Raw genomic sequence first — 14,922 nt, 5'->3', positions numbered from 1 at the left:
CATTGTTGCCTGGTCGCGATCGGCGGGTATGGCCGGCGGGAATTGGCCCCGTACTCCGATATCGACCTGATGTTTCTGTTTCACCCGGACGCCGCGAAGGTGATGCCGGAACTGGTCAAGCAGGTGCTCCACCCGTTGTGGGACAGCGGATTCCAGGTCGGCCATAGCGTACGGACTATTCAAGACTGTGTGGATCTGGGACTTGCCGACCTGACGGTCCGGACGTCGATGATGGAGGCTCGGTTCCTGGCCGGCAGCGCCGACCTGTTCCAGCAGTTTCATGCGCGGTATGTCCGGAAAGTCGTGTCGCATGGATTCGATACCTACCTCGACCAGAAGGTGGCCGAGCGGCAGCGCGAGTACCACAAGTTCGGTGAGACAGTCTACCTTCTGGAGCCGAACGTCAAAAAAAGCAAAGGCGGATTGCGGGATCTCCATCTCCTGCAATGGATCGGGGCTGCGCGCTTCCATACCGCGACGATTCGCGAATTGTCCGATCGCGGGATTCTCTCCCAAGCCGATTATCGGGCGATCAAGGAGGCGAAAGAGTTTTTGTTGCGCGTTCGCTCGTTCCTCCACACTCGGGCCGGTATGGCGCAGGAGATTCTCACGTTTGATGAACAGGTCTGGCTGGCCACACATCTGGGTTTCACCGACCGGCCGCATCTGCTCGCCGTCGAACAGTTCATGCAGCAATACTATCGGCACACGATGGGGCTGCACGCGGCGTTGATGCGATTTGTCGAGCGGTGTCGCCGTCGTTCCTTGTGGCAGCGGGTGGCTCGATGGTTGCCGTCTCCCCGGATCGATCGGTATTTCGTCGTCGACGGCGAGGCGCTGACGGTGCCGGTTGAATTGCGTTCTCAAGTGTTGGATCGGCCGGCATCGCTCCTGACCCTATTCGATCTGGCGCGATCGCGCCGGTTGAATATTGACCCTTCGCTCCTTGAAGACATTCATCGTCAGGCGGAGACGCTGTCGGCTGAGCAATTTCATACCCCGGAGACCGGTCGCACGTTCCTATCGATTTTGGCCGGGCCCGGTACGGCACGGACACTGGAGGCGATGCATCGAGCCCACCTATTGGAGAAACTGGTGCCGGCTTTCTCGCGTGTGCGCGGGCTGATGCAATTCAATCAGTACCACAAGTACACGGTCGACGAGCATAGTCTGCTGGCGGTGGCGAAGGCCGAAGCCTTGGCCGAGCATCCCGGTGTACTCGGTGACGTCTATCGGGAAATCAAGCGGAAGGACCTGTTGCACCTGGCGTTGCTGCTCCACGATCTGGGGAAGGGCCACGAAGAAGACCATAGCGAAGTCGGGAAGCGGTTGGCGGAAGAAACAGCCTCGCGATTGGGATTCGACGAGCGGGACTCGCGGACGCTGGTCATGTTGGTACATCGTCATTTGCTGATGGCCCACACGGCCTTTCGCCGCGATCCCTACGATGAAAAAGTGTTGCTGCCTTTTGCGCGTGAAGTGGGCACGCCGGAAGTCTTGCGCAAGTTGCTGGCCCTGACGGCCGCAGATATCGCCGCGGTCGGCCCGGATGTCCTGACCAAGTGGAAAGAGTCCCTCTTGATCGAGTTATACCTGCGGGCCATGCAGGAAGTGTCCGGCGAGCGTGAGACGGCGGATGAACCGCAGCGCCTTGCACGTATTGCCGACGACGTGGCTTCACAGCAGGGAGCCGATCGGGATCTCCCGTCCGACAGAACATGGATCCGGTCGGAGTTGGAACAGTTTCCCTTACGATACGTCTACGGCACCTCTCCCCGTCGCATCGCCGCGCATCTTGGCGCCATTCGCCGGTTGCAAGCCGGTGGGGTGGTGGTGGAGACGGAATTCAACGCCCCGTTGGGAACCTGTGAATATGCCGTGATGGCGCACGACGATCTGATCCCTGGGTTGTTCTCGAAGATTGCCGGTGTCATGGCCGCCGGCGGATTGCAGATTCTGGATGCCCAGATTGTGACCAGAAAAGACGGGATCGTCGTGGATACGTTTCAAGTCGCCGATCCTGACTATCAGGGCGCTCCACCCGTGGAACGGCGCGAGTCGATCGGTTCGACCATCACGGAGGTGTTGACCGGCCGCCAGCCGATCGAAACAGTGATGCGTCGAGGGGCCAGGCTGAACATGGGGCGGTCCTTACCTGCCCACCGGCAGCCGTCGGAGGTGCGGATCGACAATGAGACGTCCGACCGCTTTACCATTCTGGATGTTTTTGCGGATGATCGGCAGGGATTGTTGTACATTATCACGAACGCGATTTTTCAGTTGGGGTTGTCGGTGCATGCGTCCCGGATCTCCACCCGGCTCGATCAGGTGGCCGACGTGTTTTATGTCACGGGGATGGATGGGAAGAAGGTGGAGGAGGCCGGTCGTTTGGAATCGATTCGGGCATCGATTCTCAATGAGATAGAACTGTTTCTCGGGGCTCATGCGGCGTAAGCGACAGAATGTGGTGCGGTTATTTTATCGGCGGTTGAAAGGAGGAGGGGATGAACGTTCGTGAGGTGTTAGATTTTGCAAAGAAGAATAAGGTCCAGGTCGTGGACATGAAGTTCGTGGACCTGATCGGCACCTGGCAGCATTTTACGATTCCAGTCAGCGAGCTGACGGAAGGCCTGTTCAAGGACGGGTCCGGGCTCGACGGATCGTCGATTCGAGGCTGGAGGGCGATCAACAACAGCGACATGCTGCTCGTGCCGGACCCGGCAACCGCCTGCATGGATCCGTTTTGTTCAGTGCCCACCTTGAGCCTTATCGGCAATGTCGTCGATCCGATCACGCGTGAAATGTACGATCGCGATCCGCGGTTCATCGCCCAGAAGGCGGAGAAATATCTCCAGAGCACCAAGATCGGCGACACCTCCTATTGGGGACCGGAAGCCGAGTTTTTCATTTTCGATCATGCGCGGTATGACCAGACGAACCACAGTGCCTACTACCACATCGATTCCGACGAGGGCGTGTGGAATATGGGGCAGGAGGGCGTCAACCTGGGCGGAAAGATCCGCCACAAAGAAGGGTATTTCCCGGTTCCGCCGACCGATACGCAGCAGGACATCCGTACGGAAATGATTCTCGAGATGGAAAAGGCGGGCATCGCCACCGAGAAGCATCACCACGAAGTGGCCACGGCAGGCCAGGCTGAAATCGATATCCGCTTCGATAGCCTGCTGAGAACCGCGGACAAGATGATGATGTTCAAGTACATCGTCAAGAATGTGGCGCGTCGACACGGCAAGACGGTCACCTTCATGCCGAAGCCGATCTTCGGGGACAACGGATCGGGCATGCACACCCACCAGAGCATTTGGAAGGACGGCAAGCCGCTCTTCGCAGGGAAGGAATACGCCGGGGTTTCTCAGATGTGCCTGCACTACATCGGCGGTATCCTGAAGCATGCGCCCGCGCTGGCCGCCTTCACCAACCCGTCGACCAATTCATACAAGCGCCTGACGCCGGGTTTCGAAGCGCCGGTGTTGCTGGCCTATTCGAGCCGCAACCGGTCGGCTGGTATTCGTATTCCAATGTACTCCCCAAGCCCGAAGGCGAAGCGGATCGAAGTGCGTTTCCCTGATCCGGCCGCCAATCCGTACCTGGCCTTCGCCGCCATGCTCATGGCCGGCTTGGACGGGATCGAGAACAAGATCAACCCGGGAGAGCCGGCTGAGAAGGATCTGTACGATCTCGAAGCCAAGGAAGCGGCCAAGATTCGCACGATGCCTGGGAGTCTGGACGAGGCCCTGAACCATCTGGAGAAGGACCATCAGTTCCTGCTCAAGGGCGGGGTATTCAGCGAGGATCTCATCGAAGCCTGGATCGGCTACAAGCGCACCAAGGAAGTGGATACGATGCGGTTGCGGCCGCACCCGTACGAGTTCTTCCTGTATTATGACGTGTAGTCGGGGTTTCCTCGTGGAGAGCGCTTGACGAATCCACGAGGCGATGGTATACATGCAGGGGTTGGGTGAGAACAGGCAACGACGCCTGGATTCACACCCGCACGAAATACGGTAAACGGACAAAGGCGTCCGTCATTCTTCCAAGAGTGGCGGGCGCCTTTTTTATTGCTGTCGACGCTGAAGTCGGCACACAGCACCGGGTGAGGTCGTAGCGACCTTGCCAAGCAGGACAACGACGTCCTCTTCCCGAATGCGGGATGAGGACGTTTTTTTTGAGTTGTGCGGGCACTATGACCACCGAAAGGAGAGCCTCATGCATACAGCGGATCACGAGCGGATCGCAGGGGTGGCAGCAAGGAAGTGGTCGTTTTTCGAACGGTCACCGGGCGGATATCTCATCCTTTCGGCTTTGGCCGGGATCTATCTCGGGTTTGGAATTGCGTTGATCTTCAGTGTGGGGGGACCGTTGGCGGCGGCCGCGTCTCCGGTGGTCAAGCTCGTGATGGGGGTGTCGTTCGGGATTGCGTTGACCCTCGTGATTTTCGCGGGGTCCGAGTTGTTTACCGGCAACAACCTCATCGGCACGATCGGTGGTCTGACAAGAAGTCTCACCTGGGCGCAAGTCATTCAACTGAATGCCTGGTCCTGGCTCGGCAATCTGGCGGGTTCGTTGGGGTTGGCCTGGCTCATTGTTCAATCGGGCGTGTTTGCCAAAGGGCCGACGACGGACCTGATCGAGAAAGTGGCCTCGGTCAAAATGTCGCTGCCTGCCTGGGAGTTGTTCGTGCGGGGCATTCTCTGCAATTGGCTGATCTGTCTGGCGGTCTGGATGACCGGGCGAACGAACAACGATACGGCGAAGATTCTCCTGATCTTCTGGTGCCTGTTTGCCTTCATCGGCACCGGGTTCGAGCATAGCATCGCCAATCAATCGTTGTTGGGTATGGCGTTGTTTCTGCCGCATGACGCGGCGGTGAGTTGGGGGGCCTTTTGGTACAACCAGCTCTTTGTCGTCCTGGGGAACCTGGTGGGCGGCGGGTTGTTTGTCGGGGGGCTCTACTGGATGGTGAGTCCCTATCGAGTGAGTGAGGCGAGGGTGGCACCGGTATCTCAACCGGTGGCGTCGGTGGTGGCAGGATCGTAATGAAGCACGGTGCGGGACGGTATTCACGGGCGAATCACTAAAGGGAGATCACAATGGAAAAAGCAGCAGTACGCAAGGCGATCAAGGCACAACGGTTGAACAAGAAGGTCACGATTGCGGAGGTGGCGAAGACGGTCGGGAAGAATCCGACGTTCGTCGCCGCAGCGTTGAACGGGAATCACCGCTTGTCACCGGAAGAAGCGGGTAAAGTGGGGAAGCTGTTGGATTTGGATAAAGAACAAATCAGTTCCCTGAGCGCGTTTCCCGTCCGGGCCGATTTCCCGAATGCGACGGATCCGTTTAAGTATCGCCTGTTGGAAGTCATCGGTGTCTACGGCGATTCGATGCGGGAGATGGCGAATGAAATGTTCGGCGACGGGATCATGAGCGCCATCGACTTTACGTTGGATATGGAAAAGGTCACCGGCAGTCAGGGCGAGGCCCGGTGCAAGATCACGTTGAACGGCAAGTGGCTCGAGTACAAAACGTTTTAAGAGGAATCGGTCCTTGATGCGTGGATCGCGATCAACCGAAAGGAGGACATCATGAGCACGAATGCAGAAACTGCCGTACTGACAGTCCTGGAGCATCAGGCTCCTCAGACATTCGAGCAACTGATGGCCCTCTCCGGTTTGAGCGCGTCACAGGTGTTGCTGGTCGTGGATCAGTTGAGTCGGGCAGGAGCGGTGGTGTTGAGGAAATCCGGACCGGACTATTCCGTCGCATTGGGAGGCAGGTGATGAATAAGATCGAGGCAATCAAGTCGGAGCGGGACGGGCTGACGGTGCGGGACATGATCGCACACTATGCGCAAGCGGGATGGGAGGCTATTCCGGAAGACGATATTCAACGCTTGAAGTGGTACGGGTTATTTTTACGAAATCCGACTCCGGGCCACTTCATGTTGCGGGTACGCCTGCCGGGTGGTCAAACTACGTCGGCTCAACTCGAGGCGTTGGCCGACATCGCGCTGCAATACGGCAACGGGGTGGTCGATGTGACCACCAGGCAACAAGTCCAACTCCGGCATCTGACGATTGCCCATGTGCCGTCGGTGTTTAGCAAGTTGGAGGAGGCGGGCCTGACGTCACTGCAAACCGGAATGGACACGGTACGGAACATCATGACCTGTCCCGTGGCGGGCCTGAATCCCAACGAGTTGCTCGACGGGACGGACATCGTGCGCGCGATCAATCACGAAGTGCTGGGTAATCCGGCCTATACGAATCTGCCGCGCAAGTGCAATATTGCGGTCACCGGTTGTCCGGACAATTGCCTCCACACGGAGACGCAAGACATCGCGCTGGTCCCGGCCTATCACGACCTGGGGCATGACAAGTGTTACGGGTACAACGTGCTGGTCGGGGGCAAGTTGGGGTCCGGCGGCTATCGCATTGCCGGCTCCCTGGACATGTTCGTGAATCCGGCGGAAGCCTTCGAGGTTTGCCGGACGCTGCTGCACATCTATCGTGATCATGGACCGCGTGAGAATCGCACCCAAGCGCGCCTCGCATTTCTCGTGGAGGCCTGGGGCGAAGCTCGGTTGCGGCACGAAGTCGAACGGCTGGTCGGGAGAACCCTGCCCACGGCGGGGGTGGATGCGAGGGGAGCGGCGGAGCGCGACCACATCGGCATCTTCCGTCAAAAACAACGGGGCATGAACTATGTCGGGCTGAAGGTGCTCGTCGGTCGGGTGAAGGCGGCTGATCTCCGGAGCATCGCTGCGTTGGCGGTTCGGTACGGCAATGGAGAAGTACGTCTCTCGCCGGCGCAAGCCTTCGTGATCCCTCATATCAGCGACCGGCTGGTGGGTGAACTGGCGGAAGAGCCGCTGGTCAAGCAATTCGCCTACAACCCGTCCGCCCTCTACAAGGGACTGGTCAGTTGTGTGGGAAGCGACTACTGCAATCTGGCCGTCATTGAAACCAAAAGCCGGGCGGTCGAAACGGCACGGGTGCTGGAACGGAAGCTGGGCGATACCCTCAAGCCGATCACCTTGCATTGGTCCGGTTGTCCGGCCGGGTGCGGGAACCATCTCGTGGCGGATATCGGACTCTTGGGCAAGAAGGCGAAGGTGGGCGGCAAGGTCGTCGATGCCGTGGATGTGTTCGTGGGCGGGCGCTCGGGCCCCGATCCGAAGCTCGCCACCAAAATCATGGAGGATGTGCCCTGCGACCGGCTTCCCGCGGTGCTGGAAATGATCATGCCCTACCACACGCGCGAAAAAATGCATCGTGTGCGCGGGAAGGCCGTGCCAAAAGGTACGGGGGCATCGAAATCGACGGCATCCGGCAACGAGACGACGGGGCTCACACCCCAACCGCTTCCTGCCTAGATCGCGCTTCAACGCGGACGGACTTTTTCAGCAGCCTGCCAGGCGTGAAGGCTTGAGCCGCTGCCACAGTTGCGTTATTCTCTTGTCCTCAACAAGGAGGCAGCATGGCCAAGAGAGTGAAATCGAGTCAGGAACCGGCGGATCTTCTCAGCCGGCACATAGAGCAGATTCAAGCGACGTTGGTTGCGATCCAGCCGTTTTTATCCCGACGTAAGGCTACCGCCTCGTTGGACGGATTCGATGAGCAGACTGAAGAGGTGCTGAGTGAAACCTTCGGCGGAGCGTCCGAGGAACTCGAAGCCTATCAGTACGCCAAGCTTGGTGAGGCCGCGATCCTGCCGGAGGAAGCGCAGGAGGCCGGCACGCACAACGTGGATCGCGAAAGCCTTCATCAACGGAAGCAGGTGTTGGAAAGTTGTCTGGCCCAACTTGAGTTGAGAAAGGCCACCAGAGCCGGTCGGGATTGGCGGCGGACCCTCGGTGAGCGGATCGACGGTCACACAGTGGCTGAGTTCATGTCGGCCGAAGTCCGGAGCGTGCATAAGAGTGCGTCGATCAAGGAGGCAGGCCGGCTGCTGCAGAAGTGGCGGATCGGTTCCCTGCTGGTCGACGACGGATCGCGGTATATCGGCATCATCACGGATACGGATCTCAGCCGGAAGGCGGTCGCCAAGGGATTGGATCCGAACACGACCACGGTGCTCTCCTGCATGAGCAAATCCGTGGTCACCATCGAGGACAGTGAGCCGCTGATGGAAGCGCTTAGTTTGATGAAAAAAGAAGGCATCCGACATCTGCCGGTCACGGAAGACGGCACGATCATCGGAGTGCTCTCCGTGGGCGACTTACTCCGGGCCTATCAAAAAGTGCTGGAGCTGTAGGCCTACGCAGGAAGTCTCCTCAGTCCATGCTCTCTTCACGCGGAGGCTGACCATACCTCACAGGGTACGTGTCGCCTCCGCGTCGGCTCTCACCTCGTCGTCGCGGCCACCGTGTATATATTGCAGCGTCTCACCTCTCTACTGGTTCATCTATAGCCTCGTCGTGGACGCGCGAAGTCAAATTTGATTCCGATCCCTTATAGGACCGTTGCACGACCGTCCTCATTTCCACTACGTCAAAGCCGTGCTGCCTGGTATGGCGGCACCACGGCCTTCCTGCCAGAATCGGTCCTCGTCAGAGGCCACCCACATGATGGTCGTTTCCGATGTCAGCGGGCTGCGCAATGTGTGAAAGAAGGAGTTGCGATGAACGATGGCGGACAGCAAGCCTGGAAATGTCGCTTCGGATATCCGGTGACCATTCGGCGGTATGGCATCGCCATGGGCCTCGCGATCGTGATGTTCGGCGCGGTCTGTACGGGCGGGTGGGCAGAAACGAGTGGCCCTGCTGGGTCGTCGGTTCCGGGTGCGGTGAAGTGGCACCCCGGCCACTATTATGCGCTGATGAATTTCATGAGGACCAACCCGAGAATCATGGCGCAGGTGTATCGCGAACTCAAAGCGACACCTGCCTTGCGCGGGTTGCAGGTTCGTTATGAGTGGCCTGAATTGGAGCCGGAAGAGGGCCGGTATGACTTCACGGCAATCGAGCGGGTGTTAGCTGAATTGGCACCGCAGCACAAGCGGCTGATTGTGCTGTTGGAACTGAAATCCTTCAAGCCTCAGGTGTTGCCCGTGCCATCCTACATGGCAACCGAGAAATATGAGGGAGGGGCTTTCCCGTTCAGTAGTTTCGGCAAGGACGTGCCACGCGGGAATAATCTCAAACTCTGGAACCCGGCGGTTCGTGATCGTCTCGTTGCGCTCATTCGTGAGTTGGGACAGCGCTTCAATGGCCATGCGTATTTCGAGGGTATCGGTCTTCCTGAAACTGCGATGGGACAACCGCTCGTCCCGGTGTCCACGCGGGACCTCGAGCGACAGTATGACCATCTACTCAGCGTGCAGCGGGCCATGCGCGGGGCGTTTCCGAACACGATGACGTATCAGCTTGTGAATTATCCGCGCGAGATTTTGCCGTCGTTCGTGGGCCAGATGCGCACGATCGGGACGGCATTGGGCGGGCCCGATGTGTTCATCGACGATCCTGGATTGAACTTCGACCATCCGAACAAACCCAAGGGCGTCTATCATTTTTATGCGCCGCTGTCCGGAGTCGTGCCGCTGACGCCGTCGGTGATGCAGTCCAACTATGAGAATACGCAGCACGACGGGAAGGGGAGAGTGCCGACCATTCCCGAATTGTTCTCGTTCGCGAGGGAACGACTGCGGGCGAACTACATTTTTTGGACCCGTGCCCCGAACTACTCCCCCAAGGTGTTGGAATTTATGAATGGGCTGCCTGCGGAGGACGGCCCGGCCCGCGGGCTCAATCCGACCTGCCCCAAGGCCTACGCGCCCTGTGTGGAGTAGGGGCAGGCGGACAGTAGCAAGGCCACTCGACTAGAGGCGTCGGTGGAGATCGTGTTGGAGCGCCGCGTCCGATAGTGGGGGCTACGAACTCCCGCAGGCGGCTTTCAAGAGCCCGCCGGTGGCGGTACCTTGCGTGGCGGCAGACCATTGGTTCGACGTGCCGCCGGAGCGCACGACAGTACCGGCTCCCATTTGCCCTGAGAACCAGCTTGACTTGAGCGACTGGCTTTTCTTGTTCTGGCAGTCGTATTCGCGTTGTGTGGCTTTGGAAAGAGCGGGTGCGCCTCCACCCTCTGTCTGTGCGCTCTTGTAATCGAACAGGTCCAGCATCACGACGGTCTCGTCGGCTTTCTTGATGCTGGCGTAGTCGGCGTAATACACGTAGTTGTCCGTCTCGCCGATCTTCGCCCATTCTCCCACCGGCTTGAGGCCGGAGCCGGTGCTGTCACCGCTTTCTCCGCATGCAGTCAGACCCGCGCAGCAGAGCAGGACCGCAGATAGTCGTCGTAGCATCATCCCCTCCAATCACTCCGCAGTTCCCACTGTAACATGATTTTGCCGAATCTCGACGCGGGGACCTGACAGAGTGAATCGCTGGGCTGGGCGGGGAATTCGTGATCGCGCAGGTCTGACGACACCTGCCTATGGTGTGGTCTGGTTGCGATCAGCCCTTCAGGGCCTTGATGACCAGGTCGGCCACGGCGCCGCCGGAGGCAGGGTTCTGTCCCGTGATCACGCGACGATCTGCGATGGCGAATGCTTCCCAGGGCTTCTCCGCCTTTCTGTAGGCGGCGCCTCGTTTCTTCAGTTCCGTCTCGGTCATGAACGGCACGTATTGATCGAGTTGGGCCAGGCGTTCTTCCTCATCCGAGAATCCGGTGACCTGTTTGCCTTTAATCAGCAGCGTTCCGTCCGACAGGGTGATGTTCAATAAGCCGACGGCGCCGTGGCAGACCGATGAGACGATTCCGCCGTTCTCGTAGATCTTGCGGCTGAGCTGCTGAAAATCGGCATTGTCAGGAAAGTCCCAGAGTACGCCATGCCCGCCTACGAAATAGATTGCAGCATAGTCACCGGGGTTCACGTCGCTCGGTTTGAGCGTTGCGCCGAGACGGTTCATGAACTGGCGATTGTGGTACCACTCCCAGTCAATCGGTTCCGCCATGGCGAGGCTGTGGGGATCGATCGGGGTATATCCGCCTGACGGAGTCACGTAATCCACAGTAAATCCGGCCCGTTCGACCTTCTCCACGAAGTGCACGGCCTCGCCAAGCCAGATGCCGGTTGCCCGGTTCAGATTCGGGTACTTTTCCGTCGCCGTCAGCACCACGAGTATTTTCTTGGGCATGGGGAGTCCTTTCTGTTTTCAGAAGCGGTTCAGGATATTAGGGCACAATGTCAGGAGCGTGCACAAGGACTTGTGCGCGAAAGATCAGAAACCGCTTTCCTGTGGGTTCTCAGTAAGAAGAGGTAGGGGCGAGAGGGTAAGGAGGGCAACCGGCGTAGTGCTATTCCCGAAGCTTGCGACGAAGTTGGTCGGTCAGCTCTTCATACACATATCGACGGTGGCCAACGGCCATCAAGCGGATGACTCGTCTTTTCTGCTCAACGGCATAGACGATGCGAAATCGCCGAACGCGATATTTTCGTAACCCGTCCAGTTCCCGTTGGAGCGGCTCACCGCATTCGGGATTCGCGGCAATGGCACGAATGGCTGACTTGATCAGTTGCGTCAGATCGGGATGGAGTGTAGGGATCACCTCTGGGACATGCGGAGGGTGTCCGGGCTGAATGGTGTCACCCCGTGCGACGCTTCTTGACGGGCGTGAGGGGTTCGCCGAACACGTCTTCAAACGAGAGCCCTTTGTGTTTCGTTTGGTAAAAAGCCCGGCTCTCGGCAATCTGGCTCATGAGTCCAGGATCGCTCAGGACATCCACGGTCTCTTTGAGGCGGGTATATTCATCGACGTTGATCAACATGGCAGCCGGCCGGCCGCTCTTCGTGACAATGACTTCCTCCTCGCGTTCTTGTACCCCGGCTATCAATTCAGGCAGGTGCGTTTTGACCTCCGACAACGACAATATTTTTGTCATGGCAGACCTCTCCGTCAATCATGACCACAATTCTGGTCATCAGAATATCTCATTGAACGGGAGGGGGGCAATGAGGGCCCAGAATCACCCTCGTGCGCTGCAGGATGAAACTGTGCTGAGGCGGCTATCTATTGGTGTTAGTTTCTTTTTCATACTGAATGGCAAGACCACGTACGTGGTAAAGATGGGCTTCGTCGCTCAATTGGAGGGACCATTGCCGAATATCCATAACGGCATCGGCACCAACGTGACAGGCGATCGCCTTTAGCTGGGGTAAGGCATCTTCAAGTTTGGAGGATCGATATCTAGTTTGTTCGATATGGACATCAAGAATAGCAAGGGGTCGAAAGGCCTTTTCAGCCATCTGTTCAGATATCTCAATGGGACAATCAGAGGGGCGAGTCGCCAGAATCAACGAGAAATTTGACTGGGGAGAAGAAATATTGTGCGTTTGAGCAAGGATGCGCGTGGAGATCGTTGGTGATGGAGCCAAATTGCAGCCACAAGGGATAACAACTAACGCCATCACCAACAGAGGTATTCGGCGACCTCTACGATCAGTGTACATACTTGCTATCCTGCAAAGCCTTCTGTAGCTCCTCGATCACATTTTGATTCCAGTTGCGTTGGCATGCCGCTCCAAATGAAGCGATGGCAGTGTGAATCCAAATTCTTGTGACTTCCGATCGATATTGTTCGAGCCACACCAGTATTGTCTCCCCACCAGGACTACAGGAGACCCCTTGAGTCCTCGGCCGTGTGCCTTCAAGGTATCGTAATTCAGTCTCCTCTCGCTTAGACGCGTTGCTTGAGTTCAGTTGGAAGCCATACACAGTCATGGCGTCTGCCGCTGCTCGTTGGACGTCATTAATAGGGTAAGGAACTGTAAGATAAGGGGCCTGCGGCCGAGCGGGCAAGGCAGCACAACCGAGCAGCAGGCTTAGGGTTACAATCCAGACGGACTGAATCATCCTCATAGCCCGTTCTCTACTACGCGAGACACAATTGATGTTTGTGACGTTCATAACTTCCCAAACATCTTCTCGAAGAACTGTCTGTTTTGCTTCATGTGCTCTTCGATATCGGTCTGAAGATGTCTTGCCCCAGCCTGCCAATCTTCGGTCTGGTAGCCGACGCGGCGGGCGAGGAAGATGAATTCGTCGGAGTCGGGCGGCGGGATGACGAGGTCTTTGGTGTTGCCGCGCACCATGCGCAGGCCGTCGATCAGCATGCGGATGAAGAGATAGGACTTGCGCAGGTTCTCGCCGGTCGCGCGGGGAATGAGCCCTACGTCGATCAGGGCGGCTAAGGCCCGGAGGGTGTTCGGCGTGCGTAAGCTCGGGTGCCGGTGGCCGTGCATGACCTGCAGGTACTGGATGGCGTATTCCAGCGTGACGATGCCGCCGTGGCTGTGCTTGAGGTTGATCTGGCCCGGCTCGACGAGTTGTTTGACCTGTTGCCGCCGCAGGTCGAGCGCCACCGTCAGATCCCAGGGCGCGCCGCTGTAAACGAAGCTGTCGCGATGAGTCTCCACCTTCTTGCCGAGCGCGGTGTCTCCCGCGATATGGCGCAGCTTGATGAGCGCCTGCCGCTCGAACGGAGCAGCCTGGCCTTCTGCGCTGTAATACTTGCAGACCTCATCGAACGCGTTGGCGAGGGACCCCTTGCCGCCGTGGGGTCGCAGCCGGACGTCGATGTGGAAGATGCCTTCCTGTTTGGCTTCGATCCATTGCAGAAATTCCTGCGCGAGGCGCTCGAAGTATTCGCTGTTTTCGATGCCCTGTTTGCCGCTGGTCCGTCCGGGCCCGCCATAGACGAAGAGCACCTCGATGTCGGAGGCATAGCCCATTTCCTTGCCGCCGAATTTCCCCGCGCCCAGGATCGCAAAGGGACAGGGCTTTTTGTTGGTCAAACGGGGGCTGCCGTAGAGCTTCGTCAGCTTGGCCTGGCAGTCCACGAGGCTGCGTTCGACGATCACTTCAGCCAGTTCTGAGATGGCGAGCGAGAAGTCGGGCAGGCTCGTTTCCGGTTCGACGATGTGTTTCATGTCGATGCGGAAGAGTTCCTGATCCTTGAATCGGTTGAGGGCTTCCTTCCGTGCCTCGTCGGTCTTCGCCTTGACGATGGCGCGGTTCAATTCCTTGCGCAATGTTGCCTGGGATTTGATGAGCGGCGCATCGCGATAATCTTTCAGCAACGGCAGCAGGTTGACATGTTGCCGCCGGAGGAAGTCTTCCCACAGAAAATCACTCGCCCCGAGCAGCCGTGCCAGGAGCGGAAAGGTGTTCTTGTCTTTCACGAAGGCCCAGGCCTGTTTTCGCCCGGCCTGACGCGAGCCTTCGAGTACGAGGTCCAGGAACTGGTCGAAGGCTTCCAGCGCCTTGGCCGGATCGGGCGCCCAGGTGAGGGCATGAGTGAACTGTTTGATGAGCACGGCGGTGAGGCGCAGCTGCTCCAGGTCGCCCGGATCGAGCAGCTTCTGTCCGAAGCGGTTGCGGATGTAAAAACGATCGTGCAGCTTACCGTCTTCGATCGCGAACAGCGCCTTGCTGATGTAGACGTTGCGCATCGCGAGCGCGTTCGCGAAGGCGTAGAGAAACGCCGGCGTGTCGTCGGACCGGATGTCCATGATCGTATCGGTCGCAGACTGGCTATTGTCGAAAGTGATCTGAACAGTGTGGAGCAGGCCGCTGAAGGAACTCCGGCGTTTGCCGAGGTGTTCGACCAATTGGCGATTGACCTGCTGCCGGGCTTCGTCCAGTTGTCCTTCGTCGAGCAGCATGATCATGCGGGTGAGTTGGTCGGTCAGGCGTGTGCGATTTGCGGGGGCGAACGTCTGCCCCTCGATGGGGCTCACCGTGAACACGTCCACGATCTTCTTCCTGGTGAGGCCAGGGCGACCTTGCGGCCTTGTCCGGATCGGGTACGGATCAGCCGATCGGCTGCGGCTGGGTTGTTCACTTTCTGCCGAAGTAAAGATGCGCCCTTCTTCGATGTTGAGACTGAAGGCAGACAGGAGCC

14 protein-coding genes are annotated in these 14,922 nt (G+C 58.3%); 8 read left to right on the top strand and 6 right to left on the bottom strand.

Annotated features, from left to right (window positions below; translation table 11 throughout):
- From glnD to H8K11_19180, 8 genes are all read left to right on the top strand, one after another.
- On the top strand, window positions 1–2,454 hold a 2,454-nt coding region (gene glnD / locus H8K11_19215; protein ID MCS6265880.1), incomplete at its 5' end, for a [protein-PII] uridylyltransferase.
- A 50-nt stretch (window positions 2,455–2,504) separates the two neighbouring features.
- Entirely contained in the window at window positions 2,505–3,914 is a 1,410-nt protein-coding gene (gene glnA, locus H8K11_19210; GenBank protein MCS6265879.1) for a type I glutamate--ammonia ligase, read from the top strand.
- Between the two features lie 313 nt (window positions 3,915–4,227).
- Window positions 4,228–5,058: a formate/nitrite transporter family protein gene (locus H8K11_19205; protein ID MCS6265878.1), complete on the top strand. Its 831-nt coding sequence runs from the start codon at window positions 4,228–4,230 to the stop codon at window positions 5,056–5,058.
- A 53-nt stretch (window positions 5,059–5,111) separates the two neighbouring features.
- Window positions 5,112–5,552 carry a cyanase gene (gene cynS / locus H8K11_19200; protein MCS6265877.1) on the top strand — a complete coding sequence of 147 codons (441 nt, stop codon included), beginning with the start codon at window positions 5,112–5,114 and terminating at the stop codon, window positions 5,550–5,552.
- A 51-nt stretch (window positions 5,553–5,603) separates the two neighbouring features.
- On the top strand, window positions 5,604–5,798 hold the full coding sequence (locus H8K11_19195) for a hypothetical protein (GenBank protein ID MCS6265876.1): 195 nt from the start codon (window positions 5,604–5,606) through the stop codon (window positions 5,796–5,798).
- Window positions 5,798–7,393 carry a ferredoxin--nitrite reductase gene (locus tag H8K11_19190; protein MCS6265875.1) on the top strand — a complete coding sequence of 532 codons (1,596 nt, stop codon included), beginning with the start codon at window positions 5,798–5,800 and terminating at the stop codon, window positions 7,391–7,393. The genes H8K11_19195 and H8K11_19190 overlap by 1 nt, the downstream gene beginning before the upstream one ends.
- 104 nt (window positions 7,394–7,497) lie before the next feature.
- Window positions 7,498–8,274, top strand: a complete 777-nt coding sequence (locus H8K11_19185) for a CBS domain-containing protein (protein MCS6265874.1) — start codon at window positions 7,498–7,500, stop codon at window positions 8,272–8,274.
- A 366-nt stretch (window positions 8,275–8,640) separates the two neighbouring features.
- The gene (locus tag H8K11_19180) at window positions 8,641–9,807 is read left to right on the top strand and encodes a glycoside hydrolase (GenBank protein MCS6265873.1); all 1,167 of its coding nucleotides are present in this window, start codon (window positions 8,641–8,643) and stop codon (window positions 9,805–9,807) included.
- Window positions 9,808–9,888: 81 nt separating this feature from the next.
- On the opposite strand, the gene H8K11_19175 is transcribed toward H8K11_19180, so the two are convergent.
- The 6 genes from H8K11_19175 to H8K11_19150 all read right to left on the bottom strand — a co-directional run bounded on the left by H8K11_19175 (window position 9,889) and on the right by H8K11_19150 (window position 14,689).
- Window positions 9,889–10,323: a hypothetical protein gene (locus tag H8K11_19175; GenBank protein ID MCS6265872.1), complete on the bottom strand. Its 435-nt coding sequence runs from the start codon at window positions 10,321–10,323 to the stop codon at window positions 9,889–9,891.
- Window positions 10,324–10,471: 148 nt separating this feature from the next.
- Window positions 10,472–11,155: a type 1 glutamine amidotransferase domain-containing protein gene (locus tag H8K11_19170; protein ID MCS6265871.1), complete on the bottom strand. Its 684-nt coding sequence runs from the start codon at window positions 11,153–11,155 to the stop codon at window positions 10,472–10,474.
- A 160-nt stretch (window positions 11,156–11,315) separates the two neighbouring features.
- Window positions 11,316–11,600: a type II toxin-antitoxin system RelE/ParE family toxin gene (locus H8K11_19165; protein ID MCS6265870.1), complete on the bottom strand. Its 285-nt coding sequence runs from the start codon at window positions 11,598–11,600 to the stop codon at window positions 11,316–11,318.
- A 4-nt stretch (window positions 11,601–11,604) separates the two neighbouring features.
- On the bottom strand, window positions 11,605–11,901 hold the full coding sequence (locus tag H8K11_19160) for a type II toxin-antitoxin system Phd/YefM family antitoxin (protein MCS6265869.1): 297 nt from the start codon (window positions 11,899–11,901) through the stop codon (window positions 11,605–11,607).
- A 124-nt stretch (window positions 11,902–12,025) separates the two neighbouring features.
- Window positions 12,026–12,469, bottom strand: coding sequence for a hypothetical protein (locus H8K11_19155; GenBank protein ID MCS6265868.1), 444 nt, complete (start codon window positions 12,467–12,469; stop codon window positions 12,026–12,028).
- Window positions 12,470–12,922: 453 nt separating this feature from the next.
- Entirely contained in the window at window positions 12,923–14,689 is a 1,767-nt protein-coding gene (locus H8K11_19150) for a hypothetical protein (protein MCS6265867.1), read from the bottom strand.
- Window positions 14,690–14,922 lie beyond the last annotated feature (233 nt).

The sequence above is a fragment of the Nitrospira sp. genome (assembly GCA_024998565.1).
In the GTDB taxonomy this organism is placed as follows: domain Bacteria; phylum Nitrospirota; class Nitrospiria; order Nitrospirales; family Nitrospiraceae; genus Nitrospira_A.
The sequence above is the reverse complement of the archived record's forward strand: the minus strand, read 5'-3'. Positions and strand labels throughout refer to the sequence as shown.